Here is a 25,772-nt window from a genome sequence, read left to right on the forward strand (position 1 = left end):
GGGAAACGACATGGATTGTGGCGCAAGCAGCCAGCATCGCTTGCCGCGCGGGCAAACCCTGCAAGCGACTGCGCCATACGCCACCGCTTCCAGCGTCTTCGCGCGGCGCAGCCCATGAACCTGGCTTCGTTGCCCGGCAGCGACCGCAACAGCAGTACCGAACACAGCATGGACGGAATGCGCTTCGACGTCCCGCCCCTTTGCACCAACGCCAATGCGGGCTTGGCGGGCGCTAGCGAAGGGACGGCAGCAACACGGTGGGGCGCGGCATAACTTGGCGGGGTGCGGGAGGTGATGCTGGACGCTGCAGTGGCTGACCCTTGCATCCCGGGCTACCGCATCGTGAGCCCCCTGGGCGATGGGGGCATGGCGACGGTCTACCTGGCCGTGCAGGAATCGCTGGACCGCGACGTTGCGCTCAAGGTGCTGGCGCCTGCGATGGCGGCCAACCAGGAGTTCGCCAGCCGCTTTCTGAAAGAAGGCCGCATCACCGCGCGATTGAATCATCCGCACCTGGTCACGGTGTTCGACATCGGCCAGCATGGCGCCATCTACTATCTCGCCGCCGAATACCTGCCCGGCGGCACCCTGCGCGAGAAGCTCGACCGCGGCATCAGCATTGCCGAATCGCTGGATGCGATATGCGACGTCGCCAAGGGTTTGCACTTTGCCCACAACGCGGGCTTTGTGCATCGCGACGTGAAGCCGAGCAATGTGATGTTCCGGGCCAATGGCGCCGCCGTGCTGGCCGACTTCGGCATTGCCAAGTCGATGGACGGCAAGACCATGGTCACCCAGGTCGGCAGCTGGATCGGTACCCCTCGCTACATGAGCCCGGAGCAAGTCAACGCCCAGGCCGTGGACGGGCGCTCCGATCTGTACAGCCTTGGCGTGGTGCTGTTCGAGTTGCTGACCGGCCAGCCGCCGTATGTGGCCGGCGATCCGCTCACCGTCGCGCTGATGCACGTAAGCCACCCACTGCCGCAACTGCCGCCGGCGCTGGCCTGGCTGCAGCCGCTGATCGATGGGCTGATGGCCAAGGACGCCAGCGAGCGCTTCGCCACGGGCGAGGCGTTTGTCGCCGCCGTGGAGCAACTGTGGGACCACGCGCCCGACGCGATGGCCTTGCAGAATGCGGCAGATACCAGCAAACGCGCAGCACCCCGATTCTCCCCCGCCGACAGGCAACAGCCCGGCGCGCGAACGCAAACAACCTCCGACGCACTGCCCGCGTCGCAACACGCGAGCAGCGAACCGACAACGTCAACGCCGCCGGCACGTCGGCAACGAATCGTCATGATCACGATCATCGCCGCGCTGGCCGTCCTGGGCGGCGGCGCGGCGGCATGGAAGGCTTTCGTATCCCGTGAAAACGCGGCGCGCGCGCAAATCGACGACCTGTGCCGCGCGGCGATGGCATCGGTTACCACGGCCATCGGCCAGGCAGACTTGACGCAAGCGCAGGCGAAATTCGCCGCCCTGCCAAACCCGTGCGGCGCACACCCGCAAGCCAGCCAAACCCGCGACACCGTGAACGCCGCCGCCGAGCGTGCCGCAGCGGCAAGAAAGCTGTTAGTTGCCGCGCTGGACCGCGGCGATGTACCGGGCGCCCGCCATGCGCTCGGCAGCCTGGAGGGCATCGATCGTTCCGCGAACGACCTGCCCGACCTGCGCAATCGGCTGGATCAGGCACACGCCAAAACCACAGGCGACCAAAAAGTCGCCGCCATTCCTGCACCAGAAATCACACCCCCCGCACCTGTGCGCCAAGCCATTCCGCCGAACGCTACCGAGCCGGCACCGCCAGAACCAACGCCGTTGCGGCGGCCGCCTGCCGATGGCTCCGCAACCGTCCGACGGCCCACCGCGAACCCCTCCGGCCAACAATCCCAAAAGTGCAGGGAAATCAGCCTGCGCGCCGGATTGGGCGAGGAAACCGCAGAAGAACGACGCTACATTTCGGAGAACTGCCGATGAGCTACCGCAATCGCTTCAGATCACTGCTTGCCGCCACCTGCATCGCGGCACTGACGGGCGGCGGCTTGACCGCCTGCAGCACGGCGCCGCCGCGGGCCACTTCCGCCGACATGTCGTTCGATGAAGCCATCACCGCCTCGACAGATGACCTGATCGCGCAGATCCAGACCTTGCCCAGCGTGCTGGCCAAGCTTCAGGGTTTCATCGACAAGAAGTCACTGATCATCGACCCGATGATCGACGCCGACACCGGCCAGCAGACCATGGCGACAGCACAGCTTGAACGCAGAGTGTCCGCGCGCATCGCGCAGGCCTATGCCCAGCTGAAAATCGTCTCGTTCCAGCCAGCAGAACTCGCCAAATCCGATTTGCTGCTGATCGGCACCGTGGAACGGGACCGCAGCACGGACGGCCAGCCGCTGGTGAAAGTGAACCTGGCACTCATCGACATAAAAACCAGTACCACCGTCGCCAGCGCCAGCGCACGCGCGCGCGACCGCGACATCGACATGAGCCCGACGGCCTACTACCGCGACAGCCCGGTGCTGATAAAAGATCGCACCACACAAGGCTATATCCGCTCGGCCGCCACATCGATCGGCCAGCAGGCCGACCCGGACTACACACGCAAACTGGGCAACGCCGCCATCGTCAACGAGGCGACCAAAGCCTACGACGAGCAGCGCTACACCGCGGCACTCGACAAATTCCGCACGGCCAACCACGACAAATCAGACCCTCGCCTCAAGGCGCTCAATGGCGAGTACATGTCATACGTGAAACTCGGCCAGATTCCACAATCGGAAATTGCCTTCGGCAAGATGATGGCCTACGCCATCCCCAACGACGTGCTGCAGATCCGCTTCCTGTTTGCACCAGGGACGACCGAATTCTGGCGAGATGCAGTGACCAACCCCTACCTGCAGTACTACCCGATGTGGTTGCGGCAGATCGCCAAGGAACTCGCCTTGACCCGCGTTTGCATGGCCATCATCGGGCATACCAGCAGGACAGGATCGGAAGCACTGAACACCCGCCTTTCCCTGCAGCGCGCTACGGCGATTCAGCAGGTGCTGGGGAAAGAGTCGTCGCAGTTGCTGAGCCGCACGGAGGCACTCGGCATGGGCTATCGGCAGAACCTGATTGGCTCGGGGACGGATGATGCGGGGGATGCGCTTGATCGGCGGGTGGAGTTTAAGGTTATGCAGTGTCGGTAGGGGTGCGAAACTAACGTGTGACTAACAGGGCTATTTGACTTCCAGCAGCTACCGATCAGACGTTTCGGATGTGAGAACAAGCGTTCGCTTCTATGGTTAGGTTGGAGGTGCGATGAAATTTCGTGCATGGCCTGGCCTACCTCGCCCCGACTTTCCCTGCATACCACAGAGCATCGCATAGCACGGCAACAGTCGCTTACTCTTGTTTCCTCGATGATTGCGATCGCAACTGCTAGCTGCAGAATCCGCATGAAACCGTTCGACACAAACGCTGAAGAAAATCTAGCCACACCATAGAGGACTGGCAACAACGCTGAAGATCGGCAAGATAATAGATATCACCAATTGCCACGCCGCGAAGCGACCAACTAACGAGGAAGTGGCTGCACGGCGTTTACTCAGGACAGAAAAATATGGCACTTCTAGAAGACGTCTTTGGTGTTACCTCAAAACCGGTACTCTCTTACGTCGAAAGAGAGCAGGTTGACGATAGCTTTCGAGAAGCACTCAACTCGCATAAGCAAATCATCGTGTACGGGTCGTCGAAGCAAGGAAAGACCGCTCTTGTATCGAAGCATCTTCCCTACACCGACAATCTCTTAGTCAGTTTGACGCCAAAGACTCAACTATTAGATGTATACCAAACAATCTTGACAAAATCAGGGGTCAGATTGAGTGTCAGCACTACTGAGAATACCTCTACCGAATCCAGCCTATCTATCACTGCAAAGTTCAAAGCAATTATCCCTCTTTTTGGCGGCGCTGAAGCAGAAACTGCTGGAAATACCAAGGCGGGATCTGGCCAGGAAACAATATACGAAGAAATACCAATTAATATTGAGCTTCCTCAATCTGTTGCAGATTTATTGAAGCGCGTTCGCTGCGAAAAATGGGTAATTCTTGAGAATTTTCACTACCTTACAGATGAGGTACAGCGTCAGTTTGCCTTTGACTTAAGAGCTTTTCAGGAGCTCGGAGTCCGCTTCGTAGTACTCGGTGTCTGGCGAGAAAAGAATCGCATGGCACAATTTAATGGGGATCTTCTCGATCGTACAATTGAGGTTCCTGTGGAGCCATGGCGTGACGAAGATTTCAGGAAAGTAGCGGCTCGCGGGGGAGAATTGCTCAATTTTCGGCTTGCAGCTGATCTGCTCCAGAGCACCATTGATGCTTCATTCTCCAGCATCGGTGTCTTCCAAGAATTGCTTAAACATATTTGCCTCACCGCTGGAATTCGTGAAACCCGAGGTCGGCAGGACGATATCGCGGATCAAGCATTCTTAGCTGCAGCAATCCGAACGAAAACATCAGACTACGGAGCCAGGCACGAGCGCGCACTGGAAGCCATCGCTGCGGGCCACAACTCTGGAGGCGCAAAGGGGGACCAGACACCTCTTTTTCTACCTTACTATCTCGTTCGTGAAATTCTGCAGCACGGCTTTGATGGCATCTCGAATGGGGCTCGCAAGCAAACACTCTGGGACTGGATTCGAGCGAGGCACCACCGCGGACAAGATGTTCGAAACAGCGATATGACAAACTTACTTGGAGGCATAGCAAACCTACAGTCAGCAAAGGCAATTTCTCCACCGATATTTGCCTACGACTTTCAGCAAAGAATGCTTCAGGTCGTTGACTCTACATTCTACTTCTTCATCAAAAATGCAGATGCGCTGGAAGTTATTGAGTCGATTCAAAATCCTCTAGAGCAATAAAGCCATTTTCTGGCCACACCGCGAGAAACAACGGGCTAATTTCACGTCCGTCAGCCCAATACCCAAGTGAGCACTTGGTTCCGCAAGACATAATTCGATATAAACGCAATTCAATACAGCAACAACTGCATACCCCACTATTTATCGACGATGCAAACTGGCGTCACTTCCTGCACGCGCCCTAATCTTCGCCAATTTCTGCTGCTAGCCACACACAGCCACTGATTTCACGAGCCCTAGTGTCATGAATACAACCACTTTACCGTCGACCATTATTCCTTTTGAGCAACTCGGTCCAGCCGGCATCCGGGGAGAATTGGATGTTCTTGCCATGGTGCCCAACGAAACACGAACGGACAGTCAACGACTAAATGACGCTACTCGACGGTCTTTCAAGGTAACTGCCCGCTTATCGAAAGCCCCGATTCCTGCAAACGATATAAAGGGCGACTTCAATGAGAACGACGGCACCTCATACATATACCTTCCAGAGGGTAGCCGGCTAGGTCGCGTTAGATGCCCAGATGGCGTATTCGAGATCCAGAAGAATGAACTAGGGCAGCAATCACTGATTGAATTCAGCTGCGAGGCTTGCAGTGCCACCGAGGCGCGCGCGCTATTCCACAAGACGGCGCTTCCCTTTCTCGATCACCTCGCCTATGTCGCCAACTGCCCAATGTTTGTTGTGGGCCTCCGAATTGATGATCCTAACAACCTTAGGACAACAGTTGACTACATTTCGCCACACAGGGAAGTAACTCTTAACGCGCACGCCTTTAGCGCAAACCCCGATCTGACGCCGATCTACGCCCTCTATCGTGACGCCAAGAACTCCCACAGCGATTTCTATACGTTTCTTTGCTATCACAAAATTCTCGATGGCCTTCTAGGCACGAGGCGAATAGCTCTTAGAGAAAAAGCAAGACAAAGAAATGCCATTCTTTCACGACTTCGCGATCTTGTACCGGCCGACAAATATATAGCCGATTCATTTAGAGCATGGATCGGAATGCCGATTAAGAAATTTTTCGATGAGGTAATGACACCTCAATTTCGCAACGCGGTCGCACACTTCATTCTCAAGGACGGTTCAGTGCTGAATCTGAGCGATCCTAATGAAATCCAGCGCTACTCAGACATTCTCTATATCTCCGAACTATGCGTTCGAGAAGTTATAGATAATCATGCGATATGGCTTGCCGAACTTAAAAATGCCAGCTAACTGTAGTCACTGCGGCGGACGGGCATGAGCCCCCATGCACCGGTCGATAGCTTGGTCTGCGGGCTATCGACCGGCGCAGGGACTTTGATCGGCTGACGCAGGGGACAAATTCACACCCTTGACGTTGCCACCAAGCAGGTAAACAATCCGTCCGTTGCCGCCCATTCGGCAACCGGGTTTAGCAGCCCGCACCGTAGGCGCACACAGCGCCGCACCGAAGTCGGCGTTTTTTTACGCCCAGCTTTTGTGCAGCGCCGCATGCCGATTTCTGGCGGCGGTGTGCGGGGAGCCGCAAGGCTCGCCGGTCCTACGCCGGTCTGCTAACCCGCACACCGTTCGCCACCCTTTTCGCCGTTCCGGGTGGCGACTCCACGCAAAGGGAGTTGTCCATGGAAGATCGGTCTGCAATTGGCGGCACTGAGCCGCGCCCTTGTTGCTTTATCCGCGTTGGCGGCGTTGTTCCCTTCGCTGGGAGGCACGCGCCATGACCCGTCACGGTTCGTTCTATCCCCTGCGCCGCGATGTCGCGTCGGCCGAGCCGGTGATGTTTGCCTATGTGCTCGATTCGCCCGCCCAGCGCGAGGCCTTGCAGGAAGAAATGCTGGATCGCATCGCGGCCATTCAAGGGCTCAGCGAAACGGTGGCGTTGGCGCAGCTGGAGGCGCCGGATGCGCGCTCGCATGGCGCCATTCTCGATGCGCTGGCGATTCTGTCGCGCGATGTGCGCGGGCTGATGGAGGCCAGTTTCCATCAGGGGCCGTAAGCCCCCTGGCTGCCGGGGCGGCGCCCTGCCGCCTCGGTTCCCCCCTCGCGCTGCGGCCCGTGAACCCGCCCTCTCTGTCGCGGTTCTGCGAGAATCGGCCCCGAGACGGCTCTCCCTTTTTTCGGCAGCGCGCTGCACGGTCAGCAGGCGCACCGGCCACCCTGGATTGGAACCTCTCACGTCTTGCACTCTTGGCGGTGCGTCGCACGGCGCCGAGCTACATACCTATGTCGACGAGCAAATCGCGTTCATTTGCTTGCTACACCTTCTGCGCTCTGCGAAGTGAAACGCCGCCTGCTTGGCATGCGGCGTGGTCGCACTCCCGACTACTGGAATCCGTCGCCGAAGATTTCGTCAGCAGCGCCGCCGATGCTCACGGGCAGCGATTGCTGCGGCGCCGCGGTGTGGTTGGCGTTGCCGTCCTGGTTGGCGAATACGGTGCAGGTGCCGGCCGCGAGGATCGTGATGGTCGTGCCATGGGTGCCGCCGGCCGTGCACACGGCGGCGCTGCCCGAACTGACCGAGAACACCACGGGGTTGCCCGAGGGGCCGCCGGTAGCGGAAACGGTGAAGCTGCCGTCGCTGACGACCGGGGTTGCCGGCGTGGCGACGAAGTTCGCGATGCTCTGAACGGTGACGGGGTCAGTGGTCGCGTAGAGCTGGAGCGCCGTTGCCTCGTTCGACTGGTTGAACGTCCGGGAATCGGACTGCGGATGATTGAACGTGGTTTGACCGCCGACGTTCCGGTAACCGTAGCTCTGGGGTGCTGGATTCGCGCCCACGGCAATGGGATTGCTGCCGTAGCGCAGCAGCGACGTCAGGTCGTTGGAGGTTTCGAGCCCCGAGCCCGTGTCACCCTGAAAGTTGATGGCAATGCCATGCGAGGTTAGCCCGGTGAAGGGCATCGGTGAGGGAAGATCCAGATTGATGGCCACGAACGTGTTGGGCTGCATCAGGATGGACTGGTCCACATCCGCCACGTACACCGCTTCCACGGGAATGGAAAACACGGGATCGTTCTCCGACCACCAGCTATCCCACATCTGCAATCGCACGCGCAGGCGGCTGTAGGACCGCGCCGTCGTCCCGTTGTAGGCCATGTAGACGACGATCCTGCTGATCATCGGCGTGCTGCCTGCCGCACTGTCGAGATTGAACTGGAATCCCATGTAGGTTCTGGGAAGACTGCCCGTCGTCGTGAGGTTCGTGGCGTTCGAGAACGAATCGAACACGAGGATGTTGGCAGCTGGCGTTGTGGATGAGCGCTCCACGCCAATCGCGTGGGCGGTCAGGGCGGGTTGTACCCAGCGGATGGGCTGCGGACTATCCCAGTCCGCGGCACCGACCGCCGGTGCGGCCAACAGCAACAGCGATGACAACAGCGTGTTCATGGATATTTCTCCCGTGGCGAGTCTGAGTCTTAGGGAGGTGCCGACCGCGTCGGGGCAGAGGGCGCCTTTCTGAAGATCAAACGACGAACACGGGGGATTGCTGCCATCGGCAACGAGGTCAGGTTAACGTCCAGCCGCCGCCGATCCGATATTTCCGACCCGGGAACCGGCGTTCGCCGCTGTAGTGGGCCGGTTGTCGCTATGCAACTTCGACAATGGGGCCAGGGCGCTAGGGCTAAGTCCGCCGCTACGGGCAGTAGACCTTGCAGATGAACGAGGTCCCGGTCTCGATACAGGCCATCGTGACGCGGTTGCAGGTCATGCCGGCTTCTACCGAATAGGTGCCGCCCATGCGGTTGGCGATGAAGCGGGCCATGCTGCGCGCGTTCTCGATACCGCCACCGCTCCATTGACGGCGTATCGGAAGCGTTGACTGCAAGCTGGGGAATGACACGTCGAGTTTGTCGAAAGCGCCGAGGTAGTCGGAACGTAGGCCGTTGGTGGTGAGGGTCATCCGCACGATTACGCAGGAGTCGTCGCTGCTGCAGAAATCCACCGTGAACTCAGAGCCGATGCTGCCCAGTTGCACCCCGGCCATCGCTCCGTCCGTGCCCCCTTCGATGGAGATACCTGTCGCGGGCCGGAGGATGCCGTGGATTAATCGGGAGAGGCGCCCGTCAACGCTGGCTGAGCTGTTGATTCCTCCCAACAGGTCGCTGACCCGGTCCATGAAACGGAATCCTTCGCCATCGGGATAGTCCCAGCCGATGCGCTGCGGATCGAAATGCACCACGCCGGTATCGCCGTTGGTCAGCCCCAGGTTATTGATGTCGATGCGGAACTGCCCGGACCAGGCATCGGCATAGGCCGCATTGAACGCATCCATCTCGCGAAACAGCACCACCATGTCCGAATCGACAGTCATCTCGTACAGCGTGCGGACGGCTGTCCCCGACCGTGTCTGCACCCGCGCACCGTCGACGGGCTGCGGCTCGACCGGCACGCCATCGGTGACGAAACTGCCGCTGGGCAGGCCGCTATCGACGTACACCTTGAACTTGCGGATCGAATGATGGCGAAAGTTGTATACAAAACGAATTCCCTGCCCCGGGATGCCGAGTGCAAGCGCTTCCTCGTGCGCCTCGGTCGTGCAGTTGCGGCATTCCACGGCGGGCACCGCGGCGGCGGCGGCTTGCGCACCCAACAGGCCGGCAACCACCCAGGCTGCGGCCAATATATCCCTACGCATCAGTAACTCCCTTTGATGGTGCTCCCCTGAACAAATGCACAGCAGTGCACGGGGTGCGTCCGTTTCTACATTCTTGTAGGTACTGACGCGTCGGCTTATCGGGGGCTCCCGCGGAAACCGCGCAGGGTTGCAGCGACCGGTGGTTAGGTCCAGCTGACCTTGCGTTGGGTCCTGGCGAGCCTCGCTTGGGTCCGGCCGACCTTGCGTCGGGTCCCGGCGATCCTCGCTTGGGTCCGGCCGACCTTGCGTTGGGTCCCGGCGACCTTCGCTTGGGTCAAGGCGACATTGCATCGGGTCCCGGCGACTCGCGCTTGGGCCCAGCCGACCTTGCGTTGGGCCCCGGCGTCCTTCGCTTGGGTCAAGCCGACCTTGCGTCGGGTCCCGGCGACCCTCGCTTAGGCCCAGCCGACCTTGCGTTGGGCCCCGCCGTCCTTGCGTCGGGCCCCGCCGTCCTTGCGTTGGGCCCAGCCGACCTTGCGTCGGGTCCCGGCGACCCTCGCTTGGGCCCAGCCGACCTTGCGTCGGGTCCCGGCGACCCTCCGCAGGGTCCAGCTGAGCGTGCATTGGGTCTCGGCGAGTCTTGCTCGGGCCCAGCCGATCCTTCGTGAGGTCTCGGCGCCCCTCTGCCGGGTCCGGCCGCCACTCCACCGCAACGCGCCGAGGGATCGCCGGCCTGGGATTCGGATCAACCGCCCGGCCCGGTGCCTGCGGCGGGTTCGGCTGAGCGACGCACGAAGCCGTGCGGAACAGCGAGAATCGACGGTTGCCTGTCTGAATTTTTGTGTTCGAGGTGTTGTTGTTAGGGTCTCGACGGTTGCTGCCGGCGGCCTTTTTCTTGGCAGCGCCCGTCGGCTCGCCTTCGGGCGCTGGTTCTGCGGCCTTGCGCCCGCTTGTAGCCCAGGCGGCAGACCGAATCGAGGTCGCTGCCGATGGCTATCATCGTGACGCCAGCCTCCGCTAGATCTTGGGTTTGATGACAACCCCGTGCAACCCCAGCGTGAACCCCGTGTACTCGACCACGACGGCACCATCGTCGAATCGCTGCTCAGAACTCACCGCTGCTGCTTTGAGTATCCGGTTGACGGTTGCCGCGGAAATTCCAATTTTTTCGAGATAGCTGGTTACCGTGCGTTCGTTCTGATCGCCGTACCAGAGAACCTCGATCGCTTTTACGGCCCTTTTTTGCGGGCTGCCGGCATCGACATACCATTCAATTTTGTTTCTGCCTTTCACCTGCACGCAGCGGCGAAGACTGTGTTCGTCTCTGCAGGCGTCGGGAACCGGCGTAAGCATCTGCTTTGCCCGTTCCACCTCGTTTTGCCAGGAGCCTATCCCTGCCGTGGCAGTGGCGGTGGCCGCGGCAGTGGGAGCAGAAGTGGGAGTGGAACAGGCCACCAATGCCTGTAACACCACGGGGAACACGAACGCTGCTGCGCGGGGCGATTTCATAGGTAATTCTCCCTGGTGTGCACTTTGCGAGAGTGGGGTCGGTGCCATCGGTTTCGTGCTTCTGCCATCGGCCGGGCCAGCGAAAGACGCGCGCGTTCCCACAGCCATGCTGGGTCGTGCGACGCGTGTTCGATGGCCTTATCGCTCGGCCCGAACCCAGGGCTGGATCCGATCGACCCCGGGGTATCGTCCTGGCGGGATACGCTGAAAGGCGACGCCCCGCTTCGGCACACCGCAGAACTGAAGCACTGAACACCGTAGTGTTCTGACCGCGACTATCGTCTCACTCCGATCCCGGCCACTCGCTCGGGGCAGCACAACCCTCGCTGCAAGGGCCGGCCCGCCGCCTCGTGCAGGAGGCCAGCGCGGAATCGCACCGGCAGTTTTGCGTCAGCTGCCGTGGCGGTACGTCGACGTGTGTTGCCCGTGCAGGCGCACAGGCGCGCTTGCGCTTTCTTGCACGAAGGGACAAATACCCTGTGCGAATTCCGATGCGGCCGTGATCGAGTGGAACATGGCGGCAGAGCCATCCCAGACGATTGGCGAATACGAAAGCGTCTGACGAATACAAGGAGGCCGGGGGAACAACGGTGAACGCCCTTTGAGCCGGCTCAGCCCGAGATTTCCCCCAGCTACAGCAATCCGTTGATGACGCCGGCACCGACGCCAAGCAGAAACAGCGATCCCAGGAACAACAGGAGCAGCGCGGACATCTCGGGCAGCACCAGAAACGCCCGCTGCGGGTTGTTGGGATCGACGTAGATTTCTACGCTTTCTCCCCGCGGAAAGCGCTCCATGTGGGACCGCGCCGCGTTCTCGGTGGCGAAGCCCAGTCGCGTCGGGGAATCACAGTGCACCCGCCATTTCCGGCCGGCGGAAGTGCACTCCACGGTCACGATGGGGCGATGGTGGCCGGCCCCGTGACGGTTGCGCTGCGAATGAACCCGGTGTTCGCGCACGATTCCACGCATGCGCGGCCAGCGCCGCATGGCGATGCGCAGCAGCAGGCGCCGTACAAAAAGCACAAACAGAAAAACGCCGCCGCCGCACAGGACCAGGGCCATCGTCAGCGCGGCTAGGTTCGGCATGGAGCGACTGTTCCCGATTCGATGAACGACGGTAGCACACGCGCAGCCACCGGGAGGCCGGCTACAGGCGCTTCCCCCGCATGCCCGCCCTACCGCGAGCGCACGCGGTCGGCATCAATCCGGCGCGTCGCGCCGAGTTCCGCCTGATCAGTGAGTTACGAGCGTGCAAGGGCGGTAACGAAACGTTACCCCTTTTCTGCTTTCACTCTTGTTCCGGCCTATCGAATTCATCAGCGAAGATGCCTTCGTTCTGATGAAAATGAAATTCCCAGGTGGGTTCCATAACCCCGCTGCCCATGCCGTTGGGTTGCGCGCTCATAAAAACTCCCCGAGGGCGCAAATAAAAGGTCTGGTGTAGGGAGTCGCGCAGAAGTGCGCAGTCGACAATCACGAAACACCGGTGAATTGTTGTGGAGTCCCGACGACCCCAAGGAGGGGGCGATTCGACGCAAGCATTCAGCGATTCCGCTACCGATCTGTGGCAGCAGCGTGCCGGCATTGCCCGCGGTCACGACGGAGCGAGTGTCGATTCTCGACAACTTCTACTACGACTCCGCGTCGACGCCGAGCTTGCTGCATGCATTGATCAGCAGCGCCTCGGTACCGGTTGTGGTGGCAGGCAACACCTATGCGCCGCTGATCGGCGCGGACGACACCTTCAGCTACGGCATCGGCAGCGTCAAAACCGACAACGAAGCGCAACCCTGAAAAAAGCCCGGACGGCGCGGACGCCCCAGCGTCCGCGCCGCTGCGGCCATGGTCCAGAACGGCAAGATTGCTTTCTTGTCCGATGCATACAACGCCGTCAGCGGACTGGGAAGCGGTTCGGCCACCGGACGCCAATGCCTGACGCACGGCCCCTGAGCGCGAATGTTTTCGCGCTCCACATTTGCACGTGTAAAAACAACCAGATATCCCTCATTTGTACCTGCCTCGTTCCGGCAGCGACCCCACTTGGCCCGGTTTACTGCTCGCCCGCTGACCTCGCCGGGCGCTGTAGTGGTCCCGCCGCAGCGCTCTGCCTGGCTTCCCTGAATGCCTCAGCGTCGCGGCGTGTCGCCCACCGTCATCAGGAGAGGTCACGTCATGCCCAGTACCTGTCACGCCCCTGCTCGCCCACGCAGCGGACCGTCGTTTGCACCGAATGGCTGGCTGCAGCGCGCCGGCTTGCGCCGCTGCCTGCTCGCCGCCGCCGTCACCCTTGCCACGCTGATGTGCGCTGCCGGCGTGCACGGCGCTGCGAACGTACCGGCCAGCAGTATCGACGCTGCGTCGATGCCGTCCACGGCCGAGAACCCGGCGCCGTCGACGCCCGATGTCGCTGTCACGATCACCGGTACCGGCGCGGTCTACCTCATCCGCGATAGCAACCAGATGCATTTCTGGGTCGTCAACGCTGCAGACGCCACCATCGTGCGCAAGGCATCGGTGGCGATCGATCCGGCTTCCACGCAACTGGTCGCCATCCAGCTTGGCGACGGCATCACCGGCGTGCTCTACGCCGACAACCTGCGCAACGACGGCGACAAGTACCGCATCGCGTTCCGTGGCGAACTCGCCGAAGGCGGCATCGCGATTCCGCTGAAGGCCGGTGCGCTGGCGCCGCTCGCGGCGATCACCGTGCCCGAAGAGGCCGTTGTCGTCGCTCCGGCGCAAACCGATCTGCTGGCACTGATCGATACGCAGCGGGCGATCTTCCAGCGTGTCGGCCAGGTGGTGCAGCAGCAGTCGGACCAAATCGAGCTGTTCCGCGTCGAGGCCGAGCAGGAACTCGTCGATTTCTACGAACTGCAGATCCACGAAGGCCCCAATGGCCAGGCGCTGCTCGACGACGCCGCGGCGGGCATACAGGCGCAGCACGACAGTTTCATGAACCAGGTGAATGCCGATCTGGCCGAGCTGCAGGCCAAGGCGCAGCAGATCGCGCAGACCGCGACGGAACAGTCGGCGCACTACGCCGGCCCGGTGATGCAGTGTGTCAACGGCCAGGTCGCCAAGATCAGCGAGCGGCTGCGCGGGCTTGAAGCGAAACTCACGACGACCTCGGACGACGAGTCATACAACGCCGGTGCCGAAGCGGAAATCGCCGCGGCCGAAGCCGAGTTCCAGCGCTACGAGAACACGCTGCTGGCCTGTGCCGACAGCGCCGGCTTCGAGAACTACGCGCCGACCGTCGGCGTCGACGAAAACGGTGCCGGCTACCAGCCCATCGCCACGGCGGCGCAGGCCCTGCTCGACGATATCGAGCCGCGGGTGGAAGCCTGGCGCCTGGCGCTGGAAAACGCCGGCATGGTCAAGGCTGCACGCATCGAGAACACCACGCTGGCCGCCAACGCGCTGGCCTTCGAAACCGATTTCGACGAATGGGCCAGTTCCGCGTATACGGCCGATATCGACGACAGCAGCGTGCCGGTGCTGCCGGGTTCGCGTGCCAAGCCCAAGCACGACCTCGCCAGCGCCAAGGCCACGGCCGTTGCCGACGGCGCCAAGGGCGGCGAAGTGCTGTGCGACGACGAAACCTGGAACTTCGAGTTCAATCTCGGCGCCGCCAGCGTGGTGATCGGCACGCCCTGGGACGACAACATCGTCACTGGCGACAACATCAATGTGATTCTTGCCCTGCGCGGCGACGACTGCATCGAAAGCCATGGCAATCCGGATCTGGTGATCGCCGGCCCCGGCGACGACACGGTCTACGCCGGTGACCACCACGACATCGTGCTCGGCGGCCGCGGCAACGACGAAATCCACGGCGGCGCCGGCCGCTCGTATACGGTGACGGCAGGCCCTGTCGTGCTGGAATTCGACCTGGGCAACCTGCTGATCGGCCAGGCCGGCGACGACACCATTTTCGGCGGCGAAGTCGCGGCCGACCTGGGCGACAACGGCGCTGTCGACGAGCACGGCTATACCGACATCGTCTTCGGCGACGCGCTGCTGTTCGGCCACCCGCCGGGCAACGACATCATCGACGGCGAGATGGGCATCGACTTCCTGTTCGGCCAGCAGGGCGATGACCAGATCCGGAACATCGACCCCGGCGTGTTCCGCATCGAAGGCATCGACGTACCGTTCGGCACCTTTTTCTTCGGCGGCATCGGCAACGACATCATCATCGGCAGCAACACCACGGTAGCCGGCGTGATGCCGCTGCTGGGCGACTTCATCTTCGGCAACGAGGGCAACGACACCATTGCCGCCAACGCGGGCGTCGATTTCGTGTTCGGCGCGGACGGCGACGACCGCATCGACGGCGGCACCGGCATGGACTTCGCGTTCGGCTCGGGCGGTAACGACTCGGTCGTCGGCAACGACGGCAACGATCTCGTCACCGGCAACGACGGCAACGACACCGTGCGCGGCAGCGCCGGGCTGATCGACCTGGTGTTCGGCGGCGACGGCAACGACACGCTCTACGGCGACGACGGCATGGACCTGGTGTTCGGCCGCAACGGCGTGGATCGTATCTTCGGCGGCAACGGCATCGACCTGATCTTCGGCGCGAACGATGCCGACATCATCGACGGCAACGACGGCGTCGACTTGGTGTTCGGCGGCAGCAGCGAAGACCAGATCAACGGCGGCGACGGCATCGATTTGCTGTTCGGCAATAGCGAGTCGGACATCGTGCGCGGCGGCGCGTCGACCGATGTGATCTTCGGCAACGACAACAGCGAGAAGAAAGACGAATTCCTCTACGGCGAATCGGGCATCGACCTGGTGTTCGGCAACTCGGGCAATGACGTCATCGAAGGCGGTGCCGACATCGATCTGCTGTTCGGCAACCGCGGCAACGACAAGATCAGCGGCAACGATGGCACCGACCTGGTATTCGGCAACGACGGGCTGGACCTGATCAACGGCGACAGCGGCCTGGATGTGCTGTTCGGCGGCAACGGCTGGGACGTGATCAAGGGCGGTGCCGACAGCGACCTGGTATTCGGTGGCGACGACTGCGACACCATCGACGGCGGCGACGGCTTCGACCTGCTGTTCGGTGGCGGCAGCGGCGATTTCATCGACGGCGGCAACGGCTTCGATGTGGCCTTCGGCGGCGCCGGCGTGGACACCCTCAAGGGCGGCAACGACAGCGACATCCTGTTCGGTGGCGACGACAACGACTACGTTGCCGGCGACAGCGGCCTGGATCTCGCCTTCGGCGGTGGCGGCAACGACCACCTGCTCGGCGGTGCCGGCATCGACCTGCTGTTCGGCGGCAACGGCGACGACTATGCCCGCGGCGACAGCGAATCGGACCTGCTGTTCGGCGGCGACAACAACGACACCATCGACGGTGCCGATGGCAACGATCTGCTGTTTGCCGGCTCGGGCGATGACCGTCTGAACTCGGGCAGCGGCACCGATTTCAGCTTCGGCAGTGCCGGCGCCGACCGCCTGCGCGCCGTCGAAGGCACCAACTTCGCGTTCGGCAACAGCGGCAACGACACGCTCGACGGTTACTCCACCAGCACGCCGGACAACCGCGACTTCCTGTTCGGCAACAGCGACAACGATTCGATCACGGGCAACCAGTCGAATTCGAAAGACCTGCGCCTGGCCGGCTCGGGCAGCGACAACAAGGCGTGGAACACCACCTACGTTCCCGCCAGCCTGTTCAGCGTGACCTGGGGTGGCAGCGCGGTCTGCCAGTAAGCCATCGCCGCTGCGCCCGCTCGCCAGTCATCGCGAACGGGCGCAGCGCGATTCCGGCCGGATGTCGTCGATGACGGCGTCCGGCTTTTTTCCTGGTGGTGTCTGGGTGATGCCGCGTCGCGTCGCGACAGGGTCGCGTTCGCTGCATGGCGCCACCGATCTGCAGCATTCCGATGACGGCGCATTGATGCACGCCGTGCACGGGCTGCCGACTTCGCGCGACGACGGTCAGCGCGGCCATGCCCTTTCAGGGGTTGCGGGTTTCCCGGTTTTCCCGCGCACCGGCGAGCCCGGCACCTGTCCGGACTCGCCGTTGCCGATCAGGCGTCATCACGCCCGACCGGTGCCGCGTACTCGCAAAGAGCGTCTGACAAAATGCCGAAATCCTGGCTTTAAAGCCCTCCCCTCCAAGGGTGAAGAGAAGGACGTTAAGCCGCTGCCAGCAGAGCGGATTGCGTTTCGTCAGACGCGCTAAGGCTTCAGCGACTCACCGGCGCAACGAACAGCGTCGACGGATCGCTGGTGATCTTCTGGAAGGAAAGACCGGTGCTGCCGGCAGTCGCACCCGTGGATCCGTTGCCGCTGTTGCCGCCGGCACCACCGGAACCGCCGCCACCGCCGCCCCAGCCGGTGTTCGCGCTGGTATTCGTGCCGCTGCCTGCCGCGCCGCCGGCAACGATGACCGAGCCCGCGGTGATCGCGGGCGCCAGCAGGTTGACGACACCGCCGCCACCGCCGCCGGATGCCGCGCTGCCGGTCGCGATGTTCAGCGCGTCGGCACCCTTGCCGCCAGCCGCGCGGATCGTGCCGCTGTTCACGATCGACGTTTTCGAGGCCAGGACGATGACGCCACCGCCGCCACCGCCGCCGCCGTTGCTCGCCGACGCAATCACCGCAGGGCCAACTGCGCCGTCGGCGATGATCGAGCCGCTACCTGCGATGGTGATCGACCCGGCCGCGACGATGACGACGGTGCCGCCACCGCCGGCCGGTGTCGACACGTTGTTGGCCCTGAACGGCCCTACGCCGCCGCCGACCGGACCCGGCGTGACCACGAGGCGGGCGAACAGCGGATTCGTCGCGCCGCCGCCGGTACCGATGCTGTTGTTGCCGGGCACCGCGTCGGAGCCGGCGATGCCGATGCCGGCCAGCGCATTCTTCGCCACGGCGATCTGGCCATTGATGACGACGTTGCCGGTCGCCCGGATGACCAGGCCGCTCGGCACGGTCAGCGTGCCGTTGACGGTCAGATTGGTGAATTGCAGCGTGCTCGCCGGCGGCGCGCTGGTCCAGTCGGCGGTGGCGAAAGTGCCGGTGCCGTCGGAACCATCGCCGTAGAGATTCGCCACGCCGGCCGCGCCCTGCGCTCCGGTCGCACCCGCTGTCCCCTGCGGACCGGTGGGGCCGAGCTGCCCCGCCACGCCTTGCACACCCTGCGGGCCCTGGGCACCTTGCGCGCCGGTCGGGCCGATGGGCCCCTGCGGACCGGTGGGGCCCTGCACGCCGGCCGCGCCTTGCACGCCCTGCGCGCCTTGCGGCCCGGTCGCGCCGGTGGCACCCGTGGTTCCGGTGGCGCCCGTGGCGCCGGCTGCGCCGGTGTTACCGGTCGCGCCTATGGCACCGGCGGGTCCTGTGTTTCCGGTCGCTCCCGCGGCTCCCGCGGGGCCGGTTGCCCCCTGCGGGCCTTGCGCGCCGGTCACGCCGATGGGCCCTTGCAGTCCTGTCGGACCGATAGCGCCCTGCGTACCCGTCGCGCCCGTGACACCCTGCGGACCGGCCGCGCCCGTCGCGCCGGTGGCGCCGGCAGGCCCGGGATTCAGCGAATACTGCGCGACCGGTGTCGCCGCAATCGGCTGGCGGCCGGCGAGGATTTCCTGGTTGCCGGCCGTGGTGCCGACCTTGATCTCCAGCCAGTACTGCGTGCCGTTGAACACCGCGCCGAAATCGAGATCGGTGGTGAACAGGCCGTCGACCACTTCGATCGACTGCTGGATCGGCGTGCTGCCGACCACCTGCGCGCCGCCGCTGGCGGCGTTGTAGAGCGTGAACGTGAATACGTAGCTGCCATTGGCAAGGCCACTGCTCGCATTGAGCCGGCCCTGGTAGGTGAACGCAGACGACTGCGGCGCAAACGGCGCGGCGAACGCGTCGTGCGACGCGCAACAGAACAGCGCTGCGGCGAGCAGCGCGGACAGATGACGCTTTTTCATGATCAGCACCCTTCGAGGCCGCTAAAGAACAACTGGTCGGGACGTTCCACGGCAACGGCAGGCCAGAGGCCGGCATTGACCGAATACGTCGTCCCGCTTGAATAGCCTGGTGCCGGCTGGCCGATACTGCCGTTCAACCGATAACAGGCATTGCGCAGCGAACCGCCGCCGGCGCTGATGCGGTGAATGTCGATGCTGTAGGTGGGTGAGCCGGCACGGCTGTCCGACGATGGCGAGACAAGCAGCGCCGTTGCGAGCGCGAGGAGCACAAACGCCCCTGAGCGCGATCGGGATCGATCGCGCGGATTCTGGATATTCATCGAATTCCCCTGTGGATTCGCCGACGGAGCATATAGGTGCGGCATGAATTTGGACACCGGCTTTTGGGCTATTCCGAATGCCGCTGCGGCGAACCGTTGCAGGCGTGTGGTGCGGCGTCGATTACCGTGGCCTGGGTGTTGATCGGTGCAGGTTTCCGCCCATTAGCGCAAGACAGCGGCGGCGGCTATCACTGCGCTTGGCGATGTGCGCGACAGGCCAATTCCCTGTCGCGTCTGCTGGCATTCAAGCGCACGAGCCACGCCTTCGGCGGCGACGAAGCCTACAGTCGCCAACCCTATGCGATCGCGAGCCGGCTTTGCTTTCAGGTCAGTGGGTTGGCGCTAAGCCAGTGCCATTCGAACCGGATCCGGAGGGTTCTCCACCGTTGAGCGACTGGCTAGGCAGAAACCGTACCAGTCTCTGCCAACCGTTTGAGCGCCGCCAGCGTGACAGGAAGCCCCGTGCGCAATGGGTTGCCGACGATAGGCCCCAGCACAAAAGACAGCGCCCCGGAAAACGTCACTCTGTGCACAACTTCGGTTCCAGCCGCGGTTTCGTTGAGTTCGTGCTCGAACAGCATTCGGAAAAGCGGAATCCTGGACTCGACAGTGAACGATTTGTCAGGAACCACCGAAATGAAATTCATCGGAACAGCCATTCCTTTGGCTGGAGTAATCCGACCCTGGCTCCCTGTCTGGAATGGCCCGTCAATCGACGATGCCTTGGTGTCCGGATCCCAAATTTTCCAGTTGCTGACATCCGCGTATATTTCAAATATTTTTTTGGGTGGCACAGAAATCATGATGCGGCTTTCCACTTGCACTCGCGCACTCCAAGGTCGACTGAAATTTGCTCGGCGTAATCTACCACTTCAACGTGGCGCTGAATTTTTATTGTTGAGCCTCGCGAAGGTGTCGACCGTCACCGGCGGGACTCGCTTGAAATCCTGCCAGCCCGTGAGCGTTGAGATGACGTGCAGGCCCGAGGTTGCTGGCGGGGTGGCAGGATCCGCGCTGCTTGCAATAGCTCAAGCATTGCGGGGTGGGCCAATCCCGGCACAAATTGGGGGGCCTGTTCAGAACTTCCCTGACTCGAACGCCGACACGGCGACCGCGTGAATTGGAGCGCGTCGAGGGGAATCGTTTTGTCGCTCCCGGGCCAGCCACCGACTCGATAGCGACCGGCCCAGGAATTGGCTGACCTACTCGGCCAACGCATGCCCCGTCGCTTCGATCAACCCTTTCGCATCCCGCGACAGAACGGCAATCGCCTCCATCATTCGCGCATGCGAGCGCCGTCCCGGGTCTTCGACCTGCATGCTCAGCAACGCATCGCTGAGCGAACTGACAGCAGCCAGGCGGGCCATGGCTTCGTCGTGGAGGGCGCATCGCTCCGCATCAACAGCGTTGCCGCCTCACCTGCGCGATGGCGTGTGTTTCGCGATACGCGGGAACACTGCGCCATCCCTGCCGCTTGGCCGCCGTTCCGCGCCCACACCATCAATCGATCTTGACCGGCGTCATCTTCACATGCAGCGACGTGGTCTGGCCGGCCTGGATGGTCACGCTGGTGTTCGCGGTGACGAAGCTCTCCTGCGTGACCTGCACGCCGTAGGTCACGGCAGCCAGGTTCTGGAAGGTGGCGATGCCGGTGGGGCCGGCAAGCTGGTAGACCGAGTAGTTGCCGCGTACGCCCAGGGCCACGGTGGCGCCGGGCAGGATATCGCCTTCGCGGTTGGTGACTTTGATGGCTGCGCTGCCCGGCGCGTCTTGGGCAGCGGCGGGCAGTGCGGGGGCGAGAACGGCCAGGGTGAATAGCAGTCGCGTGAGGTAGGCAAGCATGGGACGCCGGGCTCCGTGGGGGATCACGGGTTAGCTAGCGCGCGGGCGCAGCGGCAGCTATCGCGCCGCGTGCCGGTGCGGTGCCCCGGCATCGCGCGAGCTGCCGTCACAGGGACGGCAGGCGGTCGCCAGGTGCTGCGCTGGTGCGCGCTGCCAGCACGGAGCCATGCCTGCGCAGGACAGTTCTGGCTGGCGGTTCGGCCGGCCGCCGGGCGTCGAGATTGCACGGCCGCAGGCCGGCCGCTCACTGCTGCCCGTCAACCCCATTGGCAAAGATGCGGTCGCCCTCCAGCCGCATCCGCATCAGCGATCCGTAGCGGGCATTGCCGTCGTTGCTGGCATAGGCATAGCCCGCGGCCAGCAGCTTGCCGTCGGGGGTCAGGGCAATGGCGTTGATGCGGTTGTCGCGATCGGTGCCGCCTATCGCATAGCCGTAGATCTGCCGTCCCGGCAGGCTGGCGGAAAGGTTGCCGAACGAGGGGTCGGGCGTGAGGTCGGCGTTGAGCCGCATCAGCAGCGAATCGCCGAATGTCCAGGACGAGAGCGCCATGCCGCCACCGAGGATCAGCTTGCCATCCGGCTGCACCAGCAGCGCGTCGGCGTAGGCGCCGGGGCTCAGCCAGGAGTCGCCCGGCGGATCGGCATCGTAGGTCTGTGCGGAAAACGTGGTGCGGTTCAGGCGGGCCACCATCATCAAAGGCTGGCTGCCGTTGGACAGCGCGCGCGCGCCGGCAATCACCAGCGATTCGCTGCCGAGCGGCAGGCTAGCGTCGGGCGCATGCACGATGGCGTTGCCGTCCACGCGGAAGCCGGCGCCGAAGGTCACCAGCGAACGGCCGGTGTTGGCGTAGGCGGAGTTGGTCGTCCAGCGCCAGCTGCCACCGTTGTTGCCCATCACGGTGTGCTTGACCACGGCGGTGTCGCCGCAGCCGCGGATCAGCACGGGAATGGCCTCGGCAACGCCGGCATCAAACTTGGTCAGGTCGGCCACGTCGATGTCTGCGCCGTTCGGGCAAAGGCCCGTGCCGATGCGCAGCATGCCCCATTCGGTGGACAGGCCGACGTCGCCCGCCACCACGTTGCCGCAGCCCGCGACGGATGACGGACAAAGGGTTCCCGTCAGATCCATGAGCGTCAGGCCCAGGCCATGCGGGCCACTGAGGCCATCACGCACGTTGCCGGCAACGATGAGCAGGTTCGGCACCGGAAACCCCACGCCGGTGACATCGAGGTCGGCGAGGTGCAGCGCCTTGCCGGCGTCCGAGGGCAAGCCGTCGCGGCGCAGGCGGCGCAGGCCGCCGTTGCCGAAGCTGCTATCGGCCTGCCCCGCGGCGGTAAATTTCCACACGGCCATGTCGCTGCTGCCATCGGGATTGTCGATGGTGCCGACGACAGCCGAGCCGCCGTCGGGTGTGGATACCGCATCGTTCGCCCGCCACGAATAGTCTTCGCCGACGTAGATCACCGTGCGCCCGCCGCCGCTGGCGCCCCAGGACGTATCCCACACGCCGTTGGCGAGGATGCGCACCGCCACCGGCACGGACGAGGTGCTGATCGGCAGGTCGTACGGCGTTGCCGCGTTCGACCAGACGATGGCCGATCCATCGCCCCGCGGCAGCACCTTGAACGGGGCGACCTGCGCCCAGTTCAGCGCCCCTGGGGTTTCCGCCGGGTCGCGCGAGACGATGGCGAAGGCGCTGCGGCCCGCATCGCCGAAGCTGGGATCGAGACTGCTGTCGAGCTGGGCGAAGGCCAGCGAGGGCAGGCAAAGGAAAGCACAACAGACAACACCGCGCAGGACGCAGGACATAGGTACGAACCCGGTTGGGCGCAGGGCTTCTGCGCGTTCGTCGGGGCATACGTTGCCGCTGCAGAAAGCTGACACCGGCGGTGCGCGCTACCCCTGTGGGGATGGCGCGAAAGCACTGGCCCAATGCGGGACAGCACGCGGCAATGGCGCGCCGCTAGGCGTTCATGTAAGCGGCCAGTTCTTCGGGGGTTCCCGACGGAAAGGCCTCGCGGAAGAAGTCCACGAAAGCAGTGACGCGTGCGCTCAGAAGACGCCGCGAGGGGTAGAGCAACCACAGTTCGATATCGGGGCCGTCAACCTCGCCCCAGAGCACCAGGCTTCCCCGTGCCAGGTCATGGCTCACCAGGGACAGGGGCAGCCGTGCGATGCCAATGCCCGCGCGGACGGCATCGCGGACCATGATCATCGAAGACATGCACAGCCTGGGCTCGACCTCCAGGACGATGTCGCCCGACGAAGTACGCAGGGCCCAGCGGGTCGAGGACGCGCGTGTCCCGCGCATGACCGCGGGAATTTTTTCGGCATCGCGGCGCGCGTCGATTCCTGCGCGGCCAACCACGACCAGGCGATCGCGCAGGAACACGCGGCCGACCAGCGTTTCATCAGGATCGGGGTTGATGCGGATGACGAGGTCGTAGCCCTCTTCCACCATGTCGACCGCCCGGTCCTCTGTGGTGACTTCCAGCCGGATATCGGGATAACGCAGCGCGAATCGCGCAGCCAGTGTTCCCATCGCGATCTGCGAGAACAGCAGCGGAACGCTGATCCGCAGCGTGCCCCGGGGGCAGGCACCGCCGGAAGCAATGTCGCTAGCGGTCTCGTCGAGTTCGGTGAGCAAGGCCGCCGTTCTCTCGTGCAGCGCCCGGCCTTCCTCGGTGAGGGCGAGCCGGTGAGCACCGCGCTCGAACAGGCGCAGGCCAAGGCTGCTTTCCAGCTCGGCAACACGCCGCGACAGCGTGGCCTTGGGCCGGCCGGCCGCACGCGCTGCCCGGCCGAAACCGCCGTGTTTCGCAACCAGGTTGAAGTCTGCAAGGGCGAGCAGGTCCAAACGTTCCACCAGAGAGACAGGCAGTCCAGATTATGAGGCTATCGGCCCGCACATGGATCATGAAAGATGGCTACACCCCAACCCACTGGAGTTCTGCCATGACCATCCTCGTAACCGGCGCCACCGGCACTGTCGGCCGCCAAGTCGTCGAACACCTGAGCACGCGTGGCGCCGACGTGCGCGCCCTGGTGCGCGATCCGGCCAAGGCCAGTTTTCCCTCGGGCGTTTCCGTGGTGCAGGGCGACCTGCTCGACGTTGACGCCCTGCGAAAGGCGTTCGACGGTGTCTCGACCCTGTTCCTGCTAAATGCAGTAGTGCCCGACGAGTTCACCCAAGCGCTGGTCACCCTGAACCTGGCGCGCGCTGCCGGCGTCGAGCGCATCGTCTACCTGTCGGTCATCCATAGCGATGTGTATGTCAACGTGCCGCACTTTGCCGGCAAGTTCGGCGTCGAGCGGATGATCCAGACGCTGGGCTTCGGCGCCACCATCCTGCGGCCGGCCTATTTCATGGACAACGACCGCACGGTGAAGGATGTGATCCTCCAGTACGGCGTCTATCCGATGCCGGTCGGCAGCCTTGGCCTGGCCATGGTCGACACACGCGACATTGCCGAAGTCGCCGCGCTGGAACTGATCCGCCGCGAGTCGGCCGCTACCGCGCTGCCGACCGAGGTCATCAACCTGGTCGGCCCCGATACGCTGACCAGCAGCGATATCGCGTCGATCTGGTCCGACGTGCTCGGCCGCGCCATCGCCTACGGCGGCGACAACCCGGCGGGCTTCGAGCAGAACCTGCGTCAGTTCATGCCGTCATGGATGGCCTACGACATGCGTCTGATGAGCGAGCGTTTCCTGACTGACGGCATGCGTCCCGAAGCCGGCGACCGGGAGCGGCTTGTGCAGCTGCTGGGCCGTCCGCTGCGCTCCTACCGCGCATTTGCCACCGAACTGGCTGCGTCGGCGTAAGCGCCAGCGCAGCGCCCCTGACCGAGGATTCCGACATGATCTATTCCACCGCCACCGTCCGCGTGAACCCTGCAGGCGAGGTTCCGCTAAACCGCGACCAGCTGTGGCAAGGGCTGGTTCTGAAAGCCCGCGACGCGCGTCTCTTCCTGCCGCCCGGCCTGTGCAGTCGCTGCGACATCGTCGAGGAAGGTGCCAGCCATTTCATCCGTGAAGCGACGATTGCCGGCGATGACCTGCGCGAGATCATTGCCTTCGAGCCGGGCCGGAAGGTGACGTTCTTCCAGGCTAGCGGTCCGCGCGAGGGTGCGATCGTCAACGAGATCATCGAGGACGAGCAGGGAGATCTGCACCTGCGCTTTTACTGTTACCTCGGCCTGCGCGACAAGCCGCCCGGTGGCGCGGAAGAGCAGGCCGAGCAGGCCATGATGGACAGCGAACGTGGTTACAAGAGCGCCTTGCTGTCCACGCTCCGGCGCACGCGCGAACTGCTGGCGAATGGCACCTAGTAGGCGGGCGTGGCCGACAGCCAACGACCGCCCAAGGGTTGACTCTCCATACGGTCACCATTGGATAGTAGCCCGCGCCGGGGCGGATCTGCCGCCCCGGCGCAGACACGTTCCTCGCGACAGAGTTGCCAGACCTGAGCGGTAGACTGCGTGGCTGCTCGCTCGCCATTGCTGTAGTAGTCATAGCAGATCTGATACCTGCCATGGATTCCGCCCGTGCCGGCTGGCCGGAACTGCTGCATGTAGACACTAGCAGGCTGTTGAGAAACCAGTTTCCGCAGGCACAATGATAGGCGCCATCAATAACGGGTTAGCGAACAGCAATGCGCACAGCAGACGTCCAG

The 25,772-nt window shown here is 63.3% G+C and carries 22 protein-coding genes; 11 read left to right on the forward strand and 11 right to left on the reverse strand.

Translation table 11 applies throughout. The features are described from left to right. Positions 1 to 294 precede the first annotated feature (294 nt). From DFR29_RS27285 to DFR29_RS27305, 5 genes are all read left to right on the forward strand, one after another. Positions 295 to 1,977 (forward strand): serine/threonine-protein kinase, encoded by a 1,683-nt coding sequence (locus DFR29_RS27285; RefSeq protein ID WP_279571540.1) that lies wholly within the window; start codon positions 295 to 297, stop codon positions 1,975 to 1,977. Further along, positions 1,974 to 3,194, forward strand: coding sequence for an OmpA family protein (locus DFR29_RS27290; RefSeq protein WP_133821811.1), 1,221 nt, complete (start codon positions 1,974 to 1,976; stop codon positions 3,192 to 3,194). The genes DFR29_RS27285 and DFR29_RS27290 overlap by 4 nt, the downstream gene beginning before the upstream one ends. A 413-nt stretch (positions 3,195 to 3,607) precedes the next feature. After that, complete coding sequence (locus DFR29_RS27295) at positions 3,608 to 4,909, forward strand: hypothetical protein (RefSeq protein WP_133821812.1); 1,302 nt, start codon at positions 3,608 to 3,610, stop codon at positions 4,907 to 4,909. 244 nt (positions 4,910 to 5,153) lie between these two features. Further along, positions 5,154 to 6,131, forward strand: a complete 978-nt coding sequence (gene mauJ / locus DFR29_RS27300; RefSeq protein ID WP_133821813.1) for a methylamine utilization protein MauJ — start codon at positions 5,154 to 5,156, stop codon at positions 6,129 to 6,131. 484 nt (positions 6,132 to 6,615) lie between these two features. Next, positions 6,616 to 6,894, forward strand: a complete 279-nt coding sequence (locus DFR29_RS27305) for a hypothetical protein (protein ID WP_133821814.1) — start codon at positions 6,616 to 6,618, stop codon at positions 6,892 to 6,894. A 326-nt stretch (positions 6,895 to 7,220) separates the two neighbouring features. Here the strand turns inward: DFR29_RS27305 and DFR29_RS27310 are convergent, their stop codons facing one another. The 4 genes from DFR29_RS27310 to DFR29_RS27325 form a co-directional block, all read right to left on the reverse strand. Next, positions 7,221 to 8,285, reverse strand: a complete 1,065-nt coding sequence (locus tag DFR29_RS27310; protein WP_133821815.1) for a hypothetical protein — start codon at positions 8,283 to 8,285, stop codon at positions 7,221 to 7,223. 247 nt (positions 8,286 to 8,532) lie between these two features. Further along, the gene (locus tag DFR29_RS27315; protein WP_133821816.1) at positions 8,533 to 9,519 is read right to left on the reverse strand and encodes a hypothetical protein; all 987 of its coding nucleotides are present in this window, start codon (positions 9,517 to 9,519) and stop codon (positions 8,533 to 8,535) included. Positions 9,520 to 10,491: 972 nt separating this feature from the next. Continuing rightward, complete coding sequence (locus DFR29_RS27320) at positions 10,492 to 10,983, reverse strand: hypothetical protein (RefSeq protein ID WP_133821817.1); 492 nt, start codon at positions 10,981 to 10,983, stop codon at positions 10,492 to 10,494. Between the two features lie 632 nt (positions 10,984 to 11,615). Beyond that, positions 11,616 to 12,071, reverse strand: a complete 456-nt coding sequence (locus tag DFR29_RS27325; protein WP_133821818.1) for a DUF3592 domain-containing protein — start codon at positions 12,069 to 12,071, stop codon at positions 11,616 to 11,618. Positions 12,072 to 12,593: 522 nt separating this feature from the next. On the opposite strand from DFR29_RS27325, the gene DFR29_RS27330 reads away from it, so the two are divergent. The 3 genes from DFR29_RS27330 (at position 12,594) to DFR29_RS27340 (ending at position 17,199) form a co-directional block, all read left to right on the forward strand. Further along, entirely contained in the window at positions 12,594 to 12,779 is a 186-nt protein-coding gene (locus DFR29_RS27330; protein ID WP_133821819.1) for a hypothetical protein, read from the forward strand. 378 nt (positions 12,780 to 13,157) lie between these two features. Beyond that, entirely contained in the window at positions 13,158 to 16,724 is a 3,567-nt protein-coding gene (locus tag DFR29_RS27335; protein ID WP_166654381.1) for a calcium-binding protein, read from the forward strand. Between the two features lie 70 nt (positions 16,725 to 16,794). Then, complete coding sequence (locus tag DFR29_RS27340; protein ID WP_133821821.1) at positions 16,795 to 17,199, forward strand: hypothetical protein; 405 nt, start codon at positions 16,795 to 16,797, stop codon at positions 17,197 to 17,199. 4 nt (positions 17,200 to 17,203) lie between these two features. On the opposite strand, the gene DFR29_RS30380 is transcribed toward DFR29_RS27340, so the two are convergent. Further along, positions 17,204 to 18,934, reverse strand: coding sequence for a collagen-like domain-containing protein (locus DFR29_RS30380; protein WP_208113754.1), 1,731 nt, complete (start codon positions 18,932 to 18,934; stop codon positions 17,204 to 17,206). A gap of 2 nt (positions 18,935 to 18,936) precedes the next feature. After that, the gene (locus DFR29_RS27350) at positions 18,937 to 19,254 is read right to left on the reverse strand and encodes a hypothetical protein (RefSeq protein ID WP_133821822.1); all 318 of its coding nucleotides are present in this window, start codon (positions 19,252 to 19,254) and stop codon (positions 18,937 to 18,939) included. A 36-nt stretch (positions 19,255 to 19,290) separates the two neighbouring features. Between DFR29_RS27350 and DFR29_RS27355 the strand changes: the two genes are divergently transcribed. Further along, positions 19,291 to 19,644 (forward strand): hypothetical protein, encoded by a 354-nt coding sequence (locus DFR29_RS27355; protein WP_133821823.1) that lies wholly within the window; start codon positions 19,291 to 19,293, stop codon positions 19,642 to 19,644. Between the two features lie 8 nt (positions 19,645 to 19,652). On the opposite strand, the gene DFR29_RS27360 is transcribed toward DFR29_RS27355, so the two are convergent. From DFR29_RS27360 to DFR29_RS27375, 5 genes are all read right to left on the reverse strand, one after another. Continuing rightward, positions 19,653 to 20,072, reverse strand: coding sequence for an SRPBCC family protein (locus tag DFR29_RS27360; protein WP_208113755.1), 420 nt, complete (start codon positions 20,070 to 20,072; stop codon positions 19,653 to 19,655). Between the two features lie 384 nt (positions 20,073 to 20,456). Continuing rightward, the gene (locus DFR29_RS29485) at positions 20,457 to 20,621 is read right to left on the reverse strand and encodes a hypothetical protein (protein ID WP_166654383.1); all 165 of its coding nucleotides are present in this window, start codon (positions 20,619 to 20,621) and stop codon (positions 20,457 to 20,459) included. Between the two features lie 133 nt (positions 20,622 to 20,754). After that, positions 20,755 to 21,096 carry a carboxypeptidase-like regulatory domain-containing protein gene (locus DFR29_RS27365; RefSeq protein WP_133821825.1) on the reverse strand — a complete coding sequence of 114 codons (342 nt, stop codon included), beginning with the start codon at positions 21,094 to 21,096 and terminating at the stop codon, positions 20,755 to 20,757. Positions 21,097 to 21,340: 244 nt separating this feature from the next. Beyond that, the gene (locus DFR29_RS27370; protein ID WP_133821826.1) at positions 21,341 to 22,906 is read right to left on the reverse strand and encodes an NHL repeat-containing protein; all 1,566 of its coding nucleotides are present in this window, start codon (positions 22,904 to 22,906) and stop codon (positions 21,341 to 21,343) included. Positions 22,907 to 23,060: 154 nt separating this feature from the next. After that, positions 23,061 to 23,954: a LysR substrate-binding domain-containing protein gene (locus DFR29_RS27375; RefSeq protein WP_133821827.1), complete on the reverse strand. Its 894-nt coding sequence runs from the start codon at positions 23,952 to 23,954 to the stop codon at positions 23,061 to 23,063. 98 nt (positions 23,955 to 24,052) lie between these two features. On the opposite strand from DFR29_RS27375, the gene DFR29_RS27380 reads away from it, so the two are divergent. Further along, positions 24,053 to 24,922: an SDR family oxidoreductase gene (locus DFR29_RS27380; RefSeq protein WP_133821828.1), complete on the forward strand. Its 870-nt coding sequence runs from the start codon at positions 24,053 to 24,055 to the stop codon at positions 24,920 to 24,922. Between the two features lie 35 nt (positions 24,923 to 24,957). Then, positions 24,958 to 25,428, forward strand: a complete 471-nt coding sequence (locus DFR29_RS27385; RefSeq protein ID WP_133821829.1) for an AtaL-like protein — start codon at positions 24,958 to 24,960, stop codon at positions 25,426 to 25,428. Positions 25,429 to 25,772 lie beyond the last annotated feature (344 nt).

Origin of the sequence: Tahibacter aquaticus (assembly GCF_004363655.1) — a bacterium.
GTDB lineage: Bacteria > Pseudomonadota > Gammaproteobacteria > Xanthomonadales > Rhodanobacteraceae > Tahibacter > Tahibacter aquaticus.

Coding starts and splice junctions, on each gene's coding strand:
- DFR29_RS27310 (WP_133821815.1), bottom strand. CDS start 8,285: ATGAACACGCTGTTGTCATCGCTGTTGCTGTTGGCCGCACCGGCGGTC.
- DFR29_RS27335 (WP_166654381.1), top strand. CDS start 13,158: ATGCCCAGTACCTGTCACGCCCCTGCTCGCCCACGCAGCGGACCGTCG.
- DFR29_RS27350 (WP_133821822.1), bottom strand. CDS start 19,254: ATGAATATCCAGAATCCGCGCGATCGATCCCGATCGCGCTCAGGGGCG.
- DFR29_RS27385 (WP_133821829.1), top strand. CDS start 24,958: ATGATCTATTCCACCGCCACCGTCCGCGTGAACCCTGCAGGCGAGGTT.
- mauJ (WP_133821813.1), top strand. CDS start 5,154: ATGAATACAACCACTTTACCGTCGACCATTATTCCTTTTGAGCAACTC.
- DFR29_RS27380 (WP_133821828.1), top strand. CDS start 24,053: ATGACCATCCTCGTAACCGGCGCCACCGGCACTGTCGGCCGCCAAGTC.
- DFR29_RS27290 (WP_133821811.1), top strand. CDS start 1,974: ATGAGCTACCGCAATCGCTTCAGATCACTGCTTGCCGCCACCTGCATC.
- DFR29_RS27370 (WP_133821826.1), bottom strand. CDS start 22,906: ATGTCCTGCGTCCTGCGCGGTGTTGTCTGTTGTGCTTTCCTTTGCCTG.
- DFR29_RS30380 (WP_208113754.1), bottom strand. CDS start 18,934: ATGAAAAAGCGTCATCTGTCCGCGCTGCTCGCCGCAGCGCTGTTCTGT.
- DFR29_RS27320 (WP_133821817.1), bottom strand. CDS start 10,983: ATGAAATCGCCCCGCGCAGCAGCGTTCGTGTTCCCCGTGGTGTTACAG.
- DFR29_RS27365 (WP_133821825.1), bottom strand. CDS start 21,096: ATGCTTGCCTACCTCACGCGACTGCTATTCACCCTGGCCGTTCTCGCC.
- DFR29_RS27325 (WP_133821818.1), bottom strand. CDS start 12,071: ATGCCGAACCTAGCCGCGCTGACGATGGCCCTGGTCCTGTGCGGCGGC.
- DFR29_RS27295 (WP_133821812.1), top strand. CDS start 3,608: ATGGCACTTCTAGAAGACGTCTTTGGTGTTACCTCAAAACCGGTACTC.
- DFR29_RS27285 (WP_279571540.1), top strand. CDS start 295: ATGCTGGACGCTGCAGTGGCTGACCCTTGCATCCCGGGCTACCGCATC.
- DFR29_RS29485 (WP_166654383.1), bottom strand. CDS start 20,621: ATGGCCCGCCTGGCTGCTGTCAGTTCGCTCAGCGATGCGTTGCTGAGC.
- DFR29_RS27305 (WP_133821814.1), top strand. CDS start 6,616: ATGACCCGTCACGGTTCGTTCTATCCCCTGCGCCGCGATGTCGCGTCG.
- DFR29_RS27340 (WP_133821821.1), top strand. CDS start 16,795: ATGACGGCGTCCGGCTTTTTTCCTGGTGGTGTCTGGGTGATGCCGCGT.